Origin of the sequence: Accumulibacter sp., from assembly GCF_023806565.1 — a bacterium.
Classification (GTDB): Bacteria; Pseudomonadota; Gammaproteobacteria; order Burkholderiales; family Rhodocyclaceae; genus Accumulibacter.
This window is the reverse complement of the sequence record NZ_JAMTDV010000138.1, coordinates 42,751-59,126: the sequence shown is the minus strand read 5'-3', so window position 1 is coordinate 59,126 and position 16,376 is coordinate 42,751. Positions and strand designations below refer to the sequence as shown.

Sequence of the window (16,376 nt, the reverse complement as noted above, 5' to 3'; positions counted from 1 at the left end):
ACTTTTTTGGAGGCGCGAGCGGGAGTCGAACCCACCTACACGGATTTGCAATCCGGTGCATAACCGCTTTGCTATCGCGCCGCGCCGGTCTGCTGACTGGCGGCACGGCCTGGCCGGAGTGGTCCGGGTGCCGTGCGGAAGATCTGGAGCGGGAAAAGAGTCTCGAACTCTCGACCTATACCTTGGCAAGGTATCGCTCTACCAACTGAGCTACTCCCGCGTGCAGCGAGTGCGCATTATAAAGGGCTGCCCCCCGCTGTCAACGCCCTTGCCCGTCCTTGCCCGCTGGCGGCTACCGTCTGCGATCCTGTTCGATCAGATACGGCCAGGCCATTCGCATGTAATAGCCCATCGACCAGAGGGTGAGCACGGCGGCAACGTAGATCAGCCATGTGCCCACCTGGAAGAAGTCGATCCCCAGAAGTGGCGCGTGGTAGAGGAGCATCGGAATGGCAACCATCTGCGCGGTCGTCTTGATCTTGCCGATCATCGATACCGCCACGCTCTTGTGCGCGCCAATCTGCGCCATCCACTCGCGCAGGGCGGAAATGGTGATCTCGCGGCCGATGATGATCATTGCCAGGATGGCGTCGAGCCGGCCGAGCTGCACGAGGATGATCAGCGCCGCGGCTACCATCAGCTTGTCGGCAACCGGATCGAGGAAGGCACCGAAAGCAGAGGTCTGCTGCCAGCGCCGTGCGAGATAGCCGTCGAGCCAGTCGGTACCGGCCGCGACCACGAACAGCAGCGTCGCCGCGAGATCACGGACGGAGCCCAGAGCGGATGCTTCCGGTACGTAATACGCTGCGATCAGCAGCGGGATCAGGATGATCCGCAGCCAGGTCAGCAGGATGGGAATGTTCAGGGGCATCAATGCAAAGCTGCGTAAATTTTCTCGGCCAGGTCCCGACTGATTCCGGGAACCGCCGTCAGTTGATCGACTCCGGCATCCGCAATCCCTTGCAGACCACCAAAGCGCGAAATCAGCGCCTTGCGCCGCTTTGGTCCGATCCCGCCGATTTCCTCCAGGCGGGAACTCTGCACCGCTCTGCCGCGTCGGGCGCGATGACCGGAAACGGCAAAGCGATGCGCTTCATCGCGAATTTCCTGAATCAGATGAAGGGCCGGATCTGCCGGAGGCAATTGTAACGGCTCCCGGCCGTCTGCGAATATCAAGGTTTCAAGCCCCGGCTTGCGCGCCTCGCCCTTGGCGACACCGAGCAGCGGCAACTGGCCCAGGCCGAGTTCCTCAAGCGCCGCGGCCGCCGCGCTCACCTGGCCGCTGCCGCCGTCGATCAGGATCAGGGTAGGCAGCATACCGTCTCCGGTCAACAGCCGCTCGTAGCGCCGGTGCACCGCCTGACGGATCGCCGCGTAGTCGTCCCCGGGCTCGATTTCGCCGATGTTGAAGCGCCGGTAGTCCGACTTGCGCATGCCGCCGCCCTGGTAGACGACGCAGGCCGCGACCGTCGCGCTTCCCTGCGTGTGGCTGATGTCGAAACACTCGATGCGCGCCTCCTCTTCATCGTCGGGTTCGAGAGCGAGCGCACGACAGAGGGCGTCGAGCCTGGCACCCTGTCGCGCCAGCAGGTTGCGGCGCGAACGGATCGCCAGCTGAGCGTTCTGCTCGGCCATTTCGACCCAGATCCGCTGCATCGTCGATCTGGGCTCCCCGATTCTTGTCGGCTGTGCGGCCATTTCCTTGAGGCAGTCGCCAACCTCGTCGTCGGCCAATGCCAGATTGACGAAGATTCGCGGCGGGATCGGATGCGAGAGATAGTGCTGGTAGAGAAATGCCGTCAATGCCTCGCGCGGCGTGGACTCGGCGGCATGGACGGGGAACTGCGGCCGGTCGCCGAGGTGCCGACCACCTCGCACCATCGCCAGGTTGACGCAGAGCAGGCCGCCATTCTCGACGGCGGCGACGATGTCGGCATCGCCATCCCTGCCACTCTCGACGTACTGCTTTTCCTGGACCTGCCGCAGCGACTGAATCTGGTCGCGATACACCGCCGCCTGCTCGAAGGCGAGCCGCGCGGCCGCCTGATCCATGGCCGCCGAGAGACTGCCGATCACGTCCTGCTGCCGGCCCTGCAGAAACAGGGTGGCCAGGCGCACGTCCTCGGCATAGCGTGCCGGCGCGATCAGCCCCACGCAGGGGCCCGAGCAACGTCTGATCTGGTAGAGCAGACACGGCCGTGAACGATTGTGGAACACGGGATTTTCGCAGGTGCGCAGGCGAAACATCCGCTGCAGCAGATGGATGCTCTCGCGCACCGCGGTCGAAGACGGGAAAGGGCCGAAGTAGTCGGCGCGCCGGTCGGTGGCGCCGCGGAAGAAGCCCAACCGCGGATAGCCGTCGTGCGTCAGAACGATGTAGGGATATGACTTGTCGTCACGAAACAGGATGTTGTAGCGGGGAGAAAGGCTCTTGATCAGATTGTTCTCGAGCAGCAGCGCCTCGGCCTCCGAGCGCGTGACGGTCGTTTCCACGCGGGCGATCTGCGCCACCATCAGCGCGATGCGCGGACTTGGATGATTTTCCCGGAAGTACGAGGCCAGCCGCTTGCGAAGATTCTTCGCCTTGCCGACGTAGAGCACCTGCCCGGCAGCATCGAGCATCCGATAGACGCCGGGCAGCTCCGTGACGCTGGCCAGCAGCGATTTCGCGTCGAAGGGTTCGATAGGGGTGGGCATGACCGTTAAGCCATAGCCGACGGCTGAAGTCGTTTGGCGACTTTCATCTTATCATGCGCGTCTGCGTTGTCCGCGTCAGCCCTGTCCGATGTGCGAGAATCGCCGCGGGACATGTGCTCTCAGCTCATCGACGACTTCCTTGACGCCGGCGGTTGGCGATGACCGACCGGGCAAGCTGCCAGCGTCCGGTCACGCCGGCGGGTGCACGGAGACGAGGATCGCGCATGGCGTGAATCGCGCTCACCCTCCGCGCGCGCTCGGTCAGCTGCCGCAAGAGGCCAATTCCAGGTTATAATGATTTGTTTTATCGTTGATTTCCGGATTCGCAGGATGAACTTCGCAGCACGCCACGCGGCTCGCGCGTTCGCCGATTCGCGGGCCAGCCGCTGCCGTCGAACGTGCAGCGCATCACAGGCGAGTCTTGCCGCTGGCAGTGCGCTTGGCGCCGGGGCTGGCCGGGGTACGGACTGGCCGCCTGCAATTCGTTCGTGGTTCGCGGGAAGCGTTTCGTGGAGAAGGAGAAGTCGAGGTGCTCGGTACGGTCTGCTATGACTGGTTCGGCTTGAACCAGGCAATTTTTGCCGCAGTGAATGGCTTCCATGGCCCGCTGCTCGACCCACTGATGGTGCTCGCAACCAGGCTGGGAGCATTTGGCAATGCGCCGTGGATCATGGCGGCTATGCTCTGTCTGCTCGCCGTGCCGCCTGTCGCAGCGCGGCCGGCGGTGCTTTCCTGGCTGCCGGCGCCGGCAACCGTCTTGCGAACGCTGGTGATTTTCGTGTTCGCTTGCGGGCTCTCCGTCGTGCTCGTGAGCCTCATGAAGATCGGCTTCGACCTGCCTCGCCCGTCGGCCGTGCTGCCCGCAGGCAGCGTGCGCGTCCTGGTCGAGCCGGAATCGCCACACAGCTTCCCCAGCGGGCACTCGGCATTCGCCATGCTGGTATTGACCGTCTTCTGGCGGCCGGCGGGGTACGGCTGGCGCGCGGTCCTCGTGCTTTTTGCTGCGCTGGTCGGCGTCTCGCGGGTCAGCGTCGGCGCACATTTTCCGGCGGATGTTCTCTTCGGCTACCTCTGTGGCGGAACCTGTGGCTGGATCGCGACCAGCGTCTTTTCCCTCCCGCGCCGCGCCGCGTCTCCTGTCGCGCCTCCTTCGCCCGCCGACGGCGAACGAGCAACGCTGCCGCCGAGTGCTGTGTGAAGCGGCTGGATCAAGCGGCGGGCCGGCGTTCGCGATGGTCGACGATGAGTGCGTGCCGTCTGCCGCTCGGCGCATTTGCGCGGACGGCCAGGCAACGACGACCGCCGGGCAGCCCGATCCTGCGCCACTTGCTGGCCGCCCTGGCCCTGAGCACGATGCTTGCCGGAGCGAGTTTCGCTGACGACATTCCGGATCCGACCAGGACACCGGGAGCGGTCCGCCCGGGATTGACCAAGGCCAGGATCTGCAGCATCCGCTGGGGTCGTGACGAGCGCCATGTGAGCGACGCCATGAAGCAACAGGTTTTTGAAGCGTATGGCCTGTCCGGCAATGACGACGCCCGCTGCGTGCCCGATGCGCGTGGCAGACGCTGTGAGATCGATCACCTGATCAGCCGTGAACTCGGCGGTGCCGACGAGGTGAAAAACCTCTGGCCGCAGACCTATGGCACCAGCCCATGGAACGCCGCACTCAAAGACAAGCTCGAGAACCGCCTCCACATCGAATTGTGCGCCGGCAGAATCTCCCTCGATGCTGCGCGGGCGATGCTGGTCAACGACTGGCGAAAGGCCTACGAGAAATATTACGGCAAGCCGTGAGCGTCGTTCTCCGGGCAGCACTCGCCGCCCCGCGGTGCACGGCCTTGCTCATCTTTCCTTCTCGTCACCCGCTCCCGGAGGAATCCGCTCGGCGGTGCGAAAGCACACGAAGGAAACGGCGATCGTCAGCACGGCCAGGATCAGCGCCAGTCGCCGGCCATGCCAGAGACTGCTCAGCCAGCGCGTCAGATCGTCGGCGAAAACTGCAGCCTTACCGCCGAAGCGTTCCAGATCGTGGCGATAGATCTTGGAGTCGCCGGTGGTGACCGGATAGCTCCTGCCGTCGACGATCTCGTAGCCGATCACGTCGCTGGCATCCTCGCCAGCGGTGAAAAAGATCCAGGCCGACGCCGCGAGACCAATGACGAGCACCAGCGTGCCGATCAGGTTGAAACGGGATTGTCGCGCTGCGTTTCTTTCGTGCATGGCTCCAGATCATTCGACGTACGCATGGGGCCGACATATCCGACGACTCTTGTGAGCGCTTGCGACCTGCGGGAATAAATCGGCAGCGGCGGAAGTATGGCATGGTGTATCCATTCCGCGTTGACGCGAAGGAGCAGAACTCATGAAAAACGCCATCGATCGGCGCGAATTCATCCGCCTCGCAGGCTTGGGCGGCATCGTCTTCGCCTCCGCCGTACGCGCGGCGGGCTACGGTGCCGCCAGCGCGGCCGACGATTTCTATTTCGTGCAGCTTTCCGACACGCACTGGGGTTTCGACGGAGCAGCCAACCCCGATTCGCGCGGCACGCTGCCCAAGGCGATCAAGGCGGTCAATTCGCTGTCGCGACCGCCGGATTTCGTGGTCTTCACCGGCGACCTGACCCACCTGACGCTCGACGCCAGGGTGCGACGCGCGCGGATGGCGGAATTCCGCGAAATCGTCGACCGCTTGAACGTCGGCAGCGTGCGCTTTCTGCCTGGCGAGCACGACGCGTCTGCGGATCGCGGAGAAGCGTTTCAGGAGTTTTTTGGCCCGACGCATTACAGTTTCGACCATCGGGGGATCCATTTCATCGTTCTCGACAACGTATCGGACCCCAAAGGCGTGATCGGCGACGCCCAGCTGGCGTGGTTCGCCGGCGATCTGGCGAAACTCGACAAGTCGCAGCCGATCGTCATCCTCACCCACCGACCGCTGTTCGACCTGCAGCCGGAATGGGGCTGGGCGACGGGCGACGGCGCCCGCGCCGTCGAACTCCTCCTGCCGTTCCCCAGGGTCACGGTGTTCTACGGACACATTCACCAGGACAACCGACACGTCACCGGCCACATACCGCATTACGCCGCGAGATCACTGATCTTTCCCCTGCCGGCACCGGGGTCGGCCGACCACAAGCCGATGCCGTGGGACCCGGCGCAGCCCTATCGTGGACTCGGCTGGCGCGAGATCGAGGTCGAGTCGAAGGGAGCGGCGTACGAGATTCACGAACATCCCGTGGTGGCGGGCTGAGAGATCATGCGCCGAATTGGCTCGCCTCTCGGGAAGCTGCCGCGGACGACGGTCAGCGTGTGTGCCTCGGTCGCTCTCGTGCTCGGATCACCATGCCATGCTGCGCCAGTGGATGGTAGCCGGAGCAGGATCGTTTTCACCGCAACGCAGATGGACGTTTCGCTCGACGGCAGCTTTGCCCGCTTCACCGCCGACGTGGACTTCGATCCGGCGAAACCTGAGACAGGCAAGGTCGATCTGGTGATCACCGTCGCGTCGGTCGCTACGGGCAGCGCAGAAGCCGACGACCTGCCGAAGGCCAAGGAGTTTTTCGACGCCGCACATTTTTCGCAGGCGACATTCACTTCACGCAGCATTGCCCCCACCGGCGCCGGACAGTTTCAGGCGCTTGGCGAGCTCTCGCTGAAGGGGCGACGCGCCGCGATCAGCGTTCCCTTCAGCGTCCGCCCGGAGGGCGGCGGCTTGCGAATCGACGGCAGCGTTCCCGTTTCGCGCCTGACCTACCGGGTCGGTGAGGGACAGTGGGCGGACCCTGGTACGCTTGCCGATCAGGTCCAGATTCGCTTCAGCCTCTACTTGCCGCGCTGAAGCGCTGATTCGATGAAGCGAACCGCGACTGCCTGAGCTTCGGCCGTGTTCATGGCTCCCACCTCATTGTCAACCGGCGCGTAGCGTACCCCAATCCCGGGAATCCGTTCGCCGGCATCGCTGTCCGCCGCACGGCAGACCGACAGCCGCCGGGAAGTGCTCTACACTACCCTTCCCTGAACATGTAAGGAGAAATCAATGATCGGCTATGTGACACTTGGCACCAACGACCTGCCCAAGGCTGCGGCTTTCTACGACTCGCTGCTGCAGGAGGTCGGTGCGAAGCGGCTATGGGAGTTCCCGCGCGGCATCGCCTGGGGAGTGGCACAGGACAAGCCGAGTCTGTGCGTCATGAAGCCTTTCGACGGCAATCCCGCGACCGTGGGCAATGGCGTCATGGTGGCCCTGGCGGTCGGCTCGCGCGAGGAGGTCGATCGCGTCCATGCCAAAGCGCTCGAGTTGGGGGGCAAGGATGAAGGTGCCGCCGGTCCGCGCGGCGATGGCTTCTATGCCGGCTACTTCCGCGATCTCGATGGCAACAAGCTCGACGTTTTCTGCCTCGGCTAGCCGGACGCCGGCTGCGCCGGGTCACGCAACTGCGCGCCCCGGCGCAGCCGACCAGTCCGGCAGTTGCTGGACGATCGCCATAAAAAAGTTGGCAAAGAAAGGAGCAAGCGATGATCTTCTATGATTGCAGCAGCGCGCCCAGCCCTCGACTGGTGCGGGTATTCATCGCAGAAAAAGGGATCGACATCCCGACCCACCAGGTCGACCTTCGCCACGGCGAGCACCTTTCGCCCGAATTCCGCAAGATCAATCCCTACTGCACGGTACCGGTGCTCGAACTCGACGATGGCTCACGTTTGACCTCCACCCAGGGCTGCTGGCGCTATCTGGAGGAAACCTTTCCCGATCCGCCGCTGCTCGGCGGCACGCCCGTCGAGAAGGCGGTCATCGCCGATCGGGTGTGGCGCATCGAGAGCGATGGCTGGCAGGCGATGACCGAGGCGCTGCGCAATTCGACGCCGGGAATGAAGGACCGGGCGCTGACCGGCGCCGAGAACTACGCGCAGATTCCCGCGCTCGGCGAACGCGGCAAGCTGAGAAGCGTACGCTTCCTCTCGCATCTCGACGAACTGCTCGCCGATCGCGCCTATCTTGCGGGAGACCGCTTCAGCGCGGCCGACATCCTGGCCATGGTGGTCGTCGATTTCGCCGGCTGGCTGAAAATCTCCCTGCCGGCGGAGGCCGTCCATGCGCTTCGCTGGTACGCCGCCGTCCGCAGTCGCCCGAGCGCCAAACTCTGAGGGCTACCCGAAGCCATCCGGTCGTTCGCGCAGGGGAGCGCGTTCCTGGCAAGCGGTCAGCGCTCGGCAGCGGCAAGGAAAGGCCGCTTCGAAACCGCATGGGGCACCTCGCGCACGAAGCGAGGAACGAGATAACCGGGCAGACGAGCGAGCAGCGCATCGTGCAGGGCTCGCACGCGCGCTTCGTCAACCGCGAAATGCGCGGCGCCGGCGACACGATCGAGCAGATGCAGGTAGTACGGCAGCACGCCGATCTGGAACAGGCGTTCGGAAAGATCGCTCAATGCGTCGGCATCGTCATTGACTCCCGCCAGGAGTACCGACTGATTGAGCAGCGTAACCCCGGCACGGCGCAAGGGATCGAGCGCCGCCGCGACGGAATCGTCCAGTTCCTGCGCATGATTGGCATGGATCACCAGGCTGGTGTGCAGGCGTGTTCGCGAAAGCATGGTGATCAGCGCCGGCGTGACGCGCTGCGGAATGACCACCGGCAAACGGCTGTGAATGCGAAGGCGCCGGACATGATCGATCGTCTCGATCTGGTCGATCAGCCACTGCAGATGACGATCGGGCGCCGACAGCGGATCGCCACCCGACAGGATCACTTCGCCGAGCGTCGGGTCCCGACGGATGTAATCGAATGCCTGCGACCAGTCGGTGCGCGACGGCTGGCTCGCCGCATAAGGAAAGTGGCGGCGGAAGCAGTAGCGACAGTGAATTGCACAATGACCCGTGACGATCAGCAGCACGCGCCCCCGGTACTTGTGGATCAGCCCCGGCACGGCCGTGACCTCGGCCAGCGGGTCGGGGCTGAAGCCGGCGTGCGCCTCGCGTTCGACGAGCAGCGGCAACACCTGCGTGAGCAGCGGGTCATCCGGGGCGCCGCGTTGCATGCGCGCGACGAAGGCACGCGGGACGCGCAGCGAGAAGGTCTGACCGCGGTCGATGGGCAGTGCCTGCGGCGCGAGGTCGAGCAGGTCGAGCAACTCGCCACCTTCGCTGACCACCGTCTGCAGCGCCAACTGCCAGGGCTCTGCGTCCCGGCCCTGCCATTTGGCCGGGCTTCGCGCTATCATGGCGCCCTTCATTTTTACCGTCTCACGAAGGAATGCAATGGCGAGCTATTCTACCAACGAATTCAAGAGCGGCCTGAAAGTCATGCTGGAAGGCGACCCATGCACCATCCTCGAAAACGAGTTCGTGAAACCCGGCAAGGGCCAGGCTTTCAATCGCGTCAAGCTGCGCAACCTGAAAACCAACCGCGTCTGGGAAAAAACGTTCAAGTCGGGCGACACGCTCGATGCCGCTGACGTCATCGACCGCGAGCTGCAGTACCTCTACAGCGACGGCGAGTTCTTCCACTTCATGGAGCCGGAGAACTTCGAGCAATACCAGGCGAGCAGTGCCACCGTCGGCGATGCCGCGCTATGGCTGAAGGAGCAGGCGGTGTGCACGGTGACGCTGTACAACGGGGCGCCACTGGCGGTGAGCCCGCCGAATTTCGTCGAACTGGAGATCGTCGACACCGAGCCGGGAATCCGCGGTGACACGGCCACCGGCGGTACCAAGCCCGCCCGTCTGTCGACCGGCGCCGTGGTCAAGGTTCCCTTGTTCGTCAATCAGGGGGAGATGGTCAAGTGTGACACCCGTTCCGGCGAGTACGTCTCGCGCGTGAAGGCCTAGCCGTTCCGGCCTGATACCCCCTCGCCGCTGCCGATGCCGATGCCGGAAATCGGCCCGGCGGCCTTCGCGTCGGGGTCATCCCAACACCGCCGATGCCCAAGATCGACTGGCGACCCAGCGCACCGCTCGCACACCTGCGCCGCCGCGCGCGAATCGTGGCGGAGATTCGTGCCTACTTCGCCGAACACGATGTGCTCGAAGTGGAAACGCCGCAGCTCTGTCCGCGCACGGTTACCGATCCACACCTGCAGAGCATTCGCGTTCCCGGCTACGGTTACCTGCAGACGTCGCCCGAATACGCGATGAAACGCCTGCTGGCATCGGGCAGCGGCTCGATCTACCAGATCGCCCGGGTGTTCCGCGCCGACGAAGTGGGACGCCTGCACAACCCCGAGTTCACGATGCTCGAGTGGTATCGCGTCGGCTTCACGCCGGATCGACTGATCGACGAGGTCGCCGCGATCGCCCGCATTGCGCTCGGCGAGATCGGCATCGTTTGCCGCAGCTATCGCGATCTGTTTCGCACCCATTTCGGTCTCGACCCGCTGTCCTGCAGCCTCGACAGCCTGCGCTCGGCGGCGAGACAGCAACTGGACCTTGCATTCGACGATGCCGACCGCGACACCTGGCTCGAGCTGTTGATGAGCCAGGTCATCGAACCCAGGCTCGGCATTGGCGAACTGTGCTTCGTGCTCGACTATCCGCCGTCCCAGGCCGCCCTCGCCCGCCTGCACGCGGACGCCGACGGACAGGCGGTTGCCTCACGTTTCGAGCTGTATTATCGCGGCGTCGAGCTTGCCAACGGTTACCACGAGTTGCTTGACGCCGACGAACAGGGCGCACGTTTTGCTGCCGACCTGCGTGAACGCGAATTGCTCGGACTGCCGGCCGTTCTCCCCGACGAAAGGCTGCACGCTGCGCTCGCACATGGCCTACCGGACTGCAGCGGTGTCGCCCTCGGACTCGACCGCCTGATCATGCTCGCCGTCGGTGCCGATTCGCTGCGAGAGGTGATGGCATTCCCGGTGTCGCATCTCTGAGAAGCGGCATCGTCGCCCGGGAACAAAAAGCGCTTACCGCTTGCGGCGGCTCACGCCGAGGCCGGCAAGACCGAGACCGAGGATGGCAACGGACGCAGGTTCAGGCAAATCCACGTCTGACTGAAACGTCGCTGTCCAGCCGGCCTGCTGCAGAGCCGGCAACAGATACATGGTGGCATCCACCGGGAGATTGGTCTCCGGCAGGTTGAGGGTGAAGCCAAAATCCGGCAGTCCGCCAGCATCGCCATCGGACGCAAAGGCAAGGAAATACTCTCGATTGACGGTGTTGATGCCGAAGTAGTCGCTGATGCTCCCATCAGGTCCTCGGAGATTCGTCATTCTTGCAAACTGCGCCGAGTCTGCGAGGCCGGGAACAGGCAGATACCAGATCTGGACCGTGTCGAGAGTCGCCGCCGGGTCCTGCTCTCCGGGACCGCAATCGGTGAAATTGTCACGGATGCACAGAGCTCCGCCAAAGACGACCCCTTGTTCCGACACCCCAAACCGTTGCTGAATCGTCCGATTCGCATCGTATACGGTGAAAACGTCGGAAACCGCGGCGTCGGCCAGAGCCGGCCCAGCGGCAATGGCGCCCAGCGCGCAAATCGTCGTCAGAATTCGCTTCATCCTTTTTCTCCATTCCTGGAAATCGGTACACATCGCACCCGTCGGCCAAAAAGCAATATTCGTGCTAAATTTCACGAATCTCGCGTCCAAAGAAAAGAATCAATGACTTGGACTGCCACCGGCAGCTGCCCGACAGCCGATGTGTAAAACTCCCCGGCAGACTGCAACAGGTGGTGAAAGGGGTCGGTGGCGCAATCATGCGGCCGGGGCGCTTGGCCAACTGCCCGGACCCGACTTCCACCCGCTGGATTTGCCGCTGGTACTGCGAACGGCATGCAGATCGGGGAACAGGCGTGCCAAGGGCCGGCGAAGTAATGATTCGAACCGAAATGATGAGACAATCGGCAACTCGGCGGTCTGCGTAACCGCCATTCGATCGCCCCGGTTCGCGGACCGGTGCAAGGTAAGTCGCGAGGGCTTCCGCCTCGCGACGGCTGCTGAATACGGGAGAAGTTGCTGGAACCGAATGTGCACCAGCCGCGCAGATGTCGCCGCGGTCCGTCAGCTCGTCTGCTCGCCGGGCTATGTCTCGCGTGGCTGGCTTGGCTATTCCCGGAGAGTCTGTACGCTTCCGGATTGACCCGTGTAGCTACTGCTCCGCTGCCGGGCCCGACCGATGGCCCGCTGCCCGCACTGATTGCTTCGTACCGGGGCCAACCGGTGATCATCAGTTTCTGGGCGTCGTGGTGTGAACCCTGCCGCCAGGAAATGCCGTCGCTGCAGCGCCTCGCCGAACGCTGGCGTGCGCTTGGCCTGGCGGTGATCACCGTTGCCGTCGCCGACCAACGCTCACGGATCGCGGATTTTCTCTCCGAAAACGAGCTGCAGCTTGCCGTCGTCGACGATCGCGAGCGGATCGTCAGCCGCGCCTGGGGCGCCCGCCTGCTGCCGACTACCGTCGTCCTCGACCGTCGCCACCGCATACGCTTGCGCGGCGAAGGCCCGATCGACTGGGACTCGCCAGCCATCGACCAAACCCTTCAACCCCTGATGAAATAACGGAGAAAGCCAACAATGGACCGTCGCCAATTTCTCACCGCCGGCATTCTGCTGACGGCTAGCTGCCTTGCCGGATGGCGTCGGGCACAGGCCGCAGAGCAAACCTTCCAGCCGTCTCCGGCCAACGGCTGGCGAGTCTTCGAAGTCAGCACGCGTGTCGAACTGGCACCCACCGAGAGCGCCACGCGCGTCTGGCTGCCGCTGCCATCGGTCGATGAACCGGTCTGGATCAGGACCATGGGCAACCTCTGGCAGGGCAATGCGGCGAGCGTCCGGATCGAGCGCGATCCGACCTACGGCGCGCTGATGCTGGCGGCCAACTGGGAGCCCGGCGAAGCGGCACCATCGCTCGAAGTCATCAGCCGCTTTGCCACCCGCGACCGAGCGCTCGACTTCACCCAGACGGGCCGGCCGGCGCCGCTCGATGCCGCCACGGCCCGCCTCTACACGCGATCGACCGAGCTGCTGCCAACCGACGGGATCGTGAAGAAGACATCGGCGACAATCACCCGCGGTGCCCACAGCGATGTCGACAAGGCCCGGCTGATCTACGAATGGATCGTCGAGAACACCGCACGAAATCCGAAAACTCGCGGTTGCGGCGTCGGCGACATCCGCGTCATGCTCGAAACCGGCAATCTCGCCGGTAAGTGCGCCGACCTCAACGCGCTCTACGTCGGTCTCGCGCGCGCTGCCGGCCTGCCGGCGCGCGACGTCTATGGCATTCGTGTCGCCGACTCCCGCTTTGGTTACAAGAGTCTCGGCAAGAGTGGCGACATCACCAAGGCACAACATTGTCGTGCCGAAGTCTGGCTGGCGGGCTTCGGCTGGGTGCCGGTCGATCCCGCCGACGTGCGCAAGGTGGTACTGGAGGAAAGGCCCGGCCTGTCACTCCAGGACGAAGTGGTGATCGCCACCCGCGAGAAACTTTTCGGCGCCTGGGAAATGAACTGGCTGGCGTACAACGCCGCGCACGATCTTGCCTTGCCGGGATCCACGGGTCCGAAGATCGCCTTCCTGATGTATCCACAGGGAGAGAATGCGGCCGGCCGTTTCGACAGTCTAGATCCGGACGGTTTCCGCTACCGGATCAGCTCTCGCGAGTTGGCGGGCTGAACAGTGGGCGCTCCGACGCTCGGTCGGGGCGCCCACTGGAGCACGCGATCACAGTGTCTTCAGATACTCCAGCAGCGCAGTCTTGTCTGTTCCCGACAGCTGGCTGCCGAACTCGTGCCCCTGATTGCCGCCCGCCCGGCTGCGGGTATCGAACCGGGTTCCGACGCGCTGCGCCTCCGGGGTGTCGGTGACGAAGCCGACCTTGATCGGGTCGTACACGTCGTAACCCCGCCAGAACACTTTCGGGCGCTGCGCGACCGGTTCCAGGAGGTCGCGCAACGTCGGCACGGAGCCATTGTGGAGGTAGGGAGCTTTTAGCCAGATCCCGTCGAGGAAGGAGACGACATAGCCTTGCAGGTCTTCCTCGACGAGGCCGCGGCGATCGAGCCCCATGTCCTTGACGACCTGATTGGCCCGGATCGCGGCACCCTTGTTCCAGGAGTCGAGGCGTCCGCGGTCGGTCCCGACTTCGTTGAGCGGTAGCGGCCGGCCGGTAAGTTCGCTGGCGTGGCAGCGCGCGCATTCGGCAGCAAACACTGCCTTGCCGGCCGCTGCCTTGCTTTCGTCGATCGGGAAAGGATATTTGGGCGGCAAAAGCTCCGACAGATACGCATGCAACCACTTCACCTGCTGGAGAAAGTCGTCCTTGTGCGCCGGCGCTGCGCCGAGCAGGCCAAGAGCCGAATCCATCACCACCGAGTAAGCGTCCTGGCTGTCGCCGGCGTAGTTCAGGCGGTGCCCCTTTTCCCAGACGTATTTCTTCAGGTTCCAGACGGAAGGCATGTCGGTCGGACCATAGGTGTCGTCCATCGGGGCGCGGATCATGAAGTACTTGGTGAGATTCATTGCATCGTCGCGACCGCGACCCCAGTCGGGGAAGTCCGGGCGATAGATCCAGGCAAACTGCGCTTCCCGCTCCAGCAATCGCTGTTTGGTGATGGGGATGATGAAGAAGCGGTAGAGCAGCTTGTCGATCGGGTCAAGATTGGTCACGCGATTGATCTCGGCCATCAGGATGTCTGCGTTGAAGCGCGGGTCCTTGGCGCAGTCGATGAGATAGCGGAAGAAGCCTTCGACGTTGGTGGTGTGCGCCGGGCCACCGATCACGAAGACGGGGTTTGCATCCGGCGAAACACGGTAGCTGGTGGTGTGACAGACGGCACAGTTGTTGGCGACGCGTGGAAAGCCGATGGTTTTCTTGGTAAAGCCGACGGGGAGCTCCTGGCCCATTTCCCATGGCACGCCGAGCGCCGCGTAGCCGCCGGGAACGATCCTGCCGTCCTGGCTCAGCTTTTCCGGAAAGATTCGCGGCAGCACATAGAAAATCCAGTAGGGCACCCCGGCATCGTGCTCGGCACCGATCGAGCCGTACTTGAAGCGTGTCTCGGGCGTGGCGGTGACCCACGCCGGCTGTGGGTGCTCACGAAATCCGCGGTCGTAGGCGACGATGGCGCCGATCACGACGATCAGCAGCACGGCCAGGCCGATCACCGTGAACCAGGTCTTGCGGGAATTGCGGGTACTCATGATGGCATCCTCAGAAGGTCTTCAGGAATTCGACCAGCGCCCTTTTCTCGGCGGTGGCGAGTTCGGTGCCGTAGGCCTTGCCCTCGTGACCGAAATTACCGTTGCCGGGGAGCGTCGTATCAAGCCGGAAGAGCTTGCGGCCATTGACCTCCGCCTGATCGGAAACGAAGCCGACCTTGATCGGATCGAAGACGTCGTTGCCGCGGTAGAAGGCCTTGGGCCGCTTTGCTGCCGGCTCCAGCAGATCCTGCAGGCTGGGCACCGAACCGTTGTGCAGATAGGGGGCACGTAGCCACAGACCATCGAGAGGCATGTTGGCGTAGCCGTACGTCTTGCGGAAGTGAGTGAATCGCCACGGATAACCGGCATAGAGCGTGGCCTGGTTGACCGCCAGCGTGTAACTGTAGGAATCCAGCCGCCGGCGATCGGTACCGATGCGGGCCAGAGGCACCACCTGGCCAACGTATTCGCCGCTGAAGTCGCTGCCCGATGCGCCGTGGCAGGCAGCACAGTACGCCTGGTAGATTGGCGCACCACGTGCCGCAAGCTTCTCGTCGATCGGGAAGAAGTCCCCGAAGGCCGGCGGCGCCGCGTCCATGATCCACGCCTCGACGCGTGCGATCCGCGCGAGATCGATGGTGGGCGGTGTCGTCCCGGTGCCAAAAGCGGCGCTCTTGTTGCGCTCCTCGACGGTGTCGTTGTTGCCATCCCAGTGGAGCTGCATTTCCCTTGGCTCCTTGCGCTGGCGCTGCCGCCAGATCGAGGGAAAATCGGCAGGTGCGTCGAATTCCTTGGGATCGAGGTGGGCCATCGGAAAATTGAAGATCACCTTCGCCGAATTGAAGGTATCGACGCGACCCGGTCCCCAATCCTGCTGCTGGAACACCCAGTCGAACCGCCCGGCCAGCGCCAGCACCCGATCACGCATGATGGCGATGGCCACCGGGTAGACGAGATAGCGGTCGATGAGGTCGAGTCGCCCCCCCTGGCGCTCGATTTCGGGCACGATGTATTCCTTGGAAAATTTGGGGTCGGCGGCGCAGCGGAAGAAGAACTCCTCGAAACCCTTCATGTTGAAGGTCGCCGCCGGCATGCCGAGGACGATCGTGGGCGGCCGATCGGCGCCGGCGCGCACGGTGCTGACGTGGCAGACGGCGCAATTGACGAAGACGCGGTCGATGCCCTGGTAGCGTCGTTTCGACGTACCCACCGGAAGATCGCGGTCGCTGCCGTCGGGATTCTTTTCATAGACCATGCCCAGCGACTGGTACCCCTTGCCGGGCAGGTACTGCGCACAGATCTCGGGCAGCACCCGCCAGATCCAGTAGGGAAAGCCCATTTCGTGCTCGCCACCGGTGGAACCGTACTTGAAGTGTTCGCTCGGGCTGTCGTAGTCGACCGGCACGTCGCCACCAAAACGCATTGCCAGCCATCCCGCCACTGCGATCGGGATTGCCACGATCGGCAGCAGCAGGATCAGGAAACGCTTCTTCCAGGGGTCTTGCGTTGGTGTTTCGTTCATGGCGCTACCCTTCCTGT

The 16,376-nt window shown here is 63.8% G+C and carries 17 protein-coding genes and 2 tRNA genes; 10 read left to right on the top strand and 9 right to left on the bottom strand.

Annotated features, from left to right (window positions below):
- Window positions 1-7: 7 nt before the first annotated feature.
- From NFV80_RS17100 to uvrC, 4 genes are all read right to left on the bottom strand, one after another.
- A tRNA-Cys gene (locus NFV80_RS17100) sits at window positions 8-81 on the bottom strand.
- A gap of 63 nt (window positions 82-144) precedes the next feature.
- Window positions 145-220: transfer RNA gene (locus NFV80_RS17095), tRNA-Gly, on the bottom strand.
- Window positions 221-292: 72 nt separating this feature from the next.
- The gene (gene pgsA, locus NFV80_RS17090; protein WP_295326343.1) at window positions 293-871 is read right to left on the bottom strand and encodes a CDP-diacylglycerol--glycerol-3-phosphate 3-phosphatidyltransferase; all 579 of its coding nucleotides are present in this window, start codon (window positions 869-871) and stop codon (window positions 293-295) included.
- Window positions 871-2,697: an excinuclease ABC subunit UvrC gene (gene uvrC, locus NFV80_RS17085; RefSeq protein WP_295326344.1), complete on the bottom strand. Its 1,827-nt coding sequence runs from the start codon at window positions 2,695-2,697 to the stop codon at window positions 871-873. Before uvrC ends, pgsA begins: the two co-directional genes overlap by 1 nt.
- A 421-nt stretch (window positions 2,698-3,118) precedes the next feature.
- On the opposite strand from uvrC, the gene NFV80_RS17080 reads away from it, so the two are divergent.
- Window positions 3,119-3,895: a phosphatase PAP2 family protein gene (locus NFV80_RS17080; RefSeq protein ID WP_295326346.1), complete on the top strand. Its 777-nt coding sequence runs from the start codon at window positions 3,119-3,121 to the stop codon at window positions 3,893-3,895.
- A 44-nt stretch (window positions 3,896-3,939) separates the two neighbouring features.
- A complete protein-coding gene (locus NFV80_RS17075; RefSeq protein WP_295326347.1) occupies window positions 3,940-4,494 on the top strand; it encodes a hypothetical protein in 555 nt (184 codons plus the stop codon).
- A gap of 48 nt (window positions 4,495-4,542) precedes the next feature.
- Here NFV80_RS17075 and NFV80_RS17070 read toward each other — a convergent pair whose 3' ends face one another.
- Window positions 4,543-4,920, bottom strand: a complete 378-nt coding sequence (locus NFV80_RS17070; RefSeq protein WP_295326349.1) for a hypothetical protein — start codon at window positions 4,918-4,920, stop codon at window positions 4,543-4,545.
- A gap of 142 nt (window positions 4,921-5,062) precedes the next feature.
- Between NFV80_RS17070 and NFV80_RS17065 the strand changes: the two genes are divergently transcribed.
- The 4 genes from NFV80_RS17065 (at window position 5,063) to NFV80_RS17050 (ending at window position 7,845) form a co-directional block, all read left to right on the top strand.
- Window positions 5,063-5,950 carry a metallophosphoesterase gene (locus NFV80_RS17065; RefSeq protein WP_295326350.1) on the top strand — a complete coding sequence of 296 codons (888 nt, stop codon included), beginning with the start codon at window positions 5,063-5,065 and terminating at the stop codon, window positions 5,948-5,950.
- Window positions 5,951-5,956: 6 nt separating this feature from the next.
- Window positions 5,957-6,538, top strand: coding sequence for a YceI family protein (locus NFV80_RS17060; RefSeq protein WP_295326352.1), 582 nt, complete (start codon window positions 5,957-5,959; stop codon window positions 6,536-6,538).
- A gap of 198 nt (window positions 6,539-6,736) precedes the next feature.
- Complete coding sequence (locus tag NFV80_RS17055; protein WP_295326354.1) at window positions 6,737-7,105, top strand: VOC family protein; 369 nt, start codon at window positions 6,737-6,739, stop codon at window positions 7,103-7,105.
- Window positions 7,106-7,215: 110 nt separating this feature from the next.
- Window positions 7,216-7,845 (top strand): glutathione S-transferase, encoded by a 630-nt coding sequence (locus NFV80_RS17050; protein WP_295326355.1) that lies wholly within the window; start codon window positions 7,216-7,218, stop codon window positions 7,843-7,845.
- 56 nt (window positions 7,846-7,901) lie between these two features.
- Here NFV80_RS17050 and epmB read toward each other — a convergent pair whose 3' ends face one another.
- The gene (gene epmB, locus NFV80_RS17045; RefSeq protein ID WP_295326357.1) at window positions 7,902-8,921 is read right to left on the bottom strand and encodes an EF-P beta-lysylation protein EpmB; all 1,020 of its coding nucleotides are present in this window, start codon (window positions 8,919-8,921) and stop codon (window positions 7,902-7,904) included.
- A gap of 37 nt (window positions 8,922-8,958) precedes the next feature.
- Here epmB and efp point away from each other — a divergent pair, with 37 nt between their 5' ends.
- Both efp and epmA read left to right on the top strand, forming a co-directional pair.
- A complete protein-coding gene (efp, locus tag NFV80_RS17040; protein ID WP_295326358.1) occupies window positions 8,959-9,528 on the top strand; it encodes an elongation factor P in 570 nt (189 codons plus the stop codon).
- Between the two features lie 92 nt (window positions 9,529-9,620).
- Window positions 9,621-10,568 (top strand): EF-P lysine aminoacylase EpmA, encoded by a 948-nt coding sequence (gene epmA, locus NFV80_RS17035; protein ID WP_295326360.1) that lies wholly within the window; start codon window positions 9,621-9,623, stop codon window positions 10,566-10,568.
- A 33-nt stretch (window positions 10,569-10,601) separates the two neighbouring features.
- Here epmA and NFV80_RS17030 read toward each other — a convergent pair whose 3' ends face one another.
- Window positions 10,602-11,285 carry a PEP-CTERM sorting domain-containing protein gene (locus NFV80_RS17030; RefSeq protein ID WP_295326362.1) on the bottom strand — a complete coding sequence of 228 codons (684 nt, stop codon included), beginning with the start codon at window positions 11,283-11,285 and terminating at the stop codon, window positions 10,602-10,604.
- Window positions 11,286-11,771: 486 nt separating this feature from the next.
- On the opposite strand from NFV80_RS17030, the gene NFV80_RS17025 reads away from it, so the two are divergent.
- The gene (locus tag NFV80_RS17025; RefSeq protein ID WP_295326363.1) at window positions 11,772-12,194 is read left to right on the top strand and encodes a TlpA disulfide reductase family protein; all 423 of its coding nucleotides are present in this window, start codon (window positions 11,772-11,774) and stop codon (window positions 12,192-12,194) included.
- Between the two features lie 15 nt (window positions 12,195-12,209).
- Window positions 12,210-13,310: a transglutaminase domain-containing protein gene (locus NFV80_RS17020; protein WP_295326365.1), complete on the top strand. Its 1,101-nt coding sequence runs from the start codon at window positions 12,210-12,212 to the stop codon at window positions 13,308-13,310.
- A gap of 48 nt (window positions 13,311-13,358) precedes the next feature.
- Here NFV80_RS17020 and NFV80_RS17015 read toward each other — a convergent pair whose 3' ends face one another.
- The gene (locus NFV80_RS17015) at window positions 13,359-14,837 is read right to left on the bottom strand and encodes a hypothetical protein (RefSeq protein ID WP_295326366.1); all 1,479 of its coding nucleotides are present in this window, start codon (window positions 14,835-14,837) and stop codon (window positions 13,359-13,361) included.
- 10 nt (window positions 14,838-14,847) lie between these two features.
- Window positions 14,848-16,359, bottom strand: coding sequence for a cytochrome c (locus NFV80_RS17010; RefSeq protein WP_295326368.1), 1,512 nt, complete (start codon window positions 16,357-16,359; stop codon window positions 14,848-14,850).
- Window positions 16,360-16,376 lie beyond the last annotated feature (17 nt).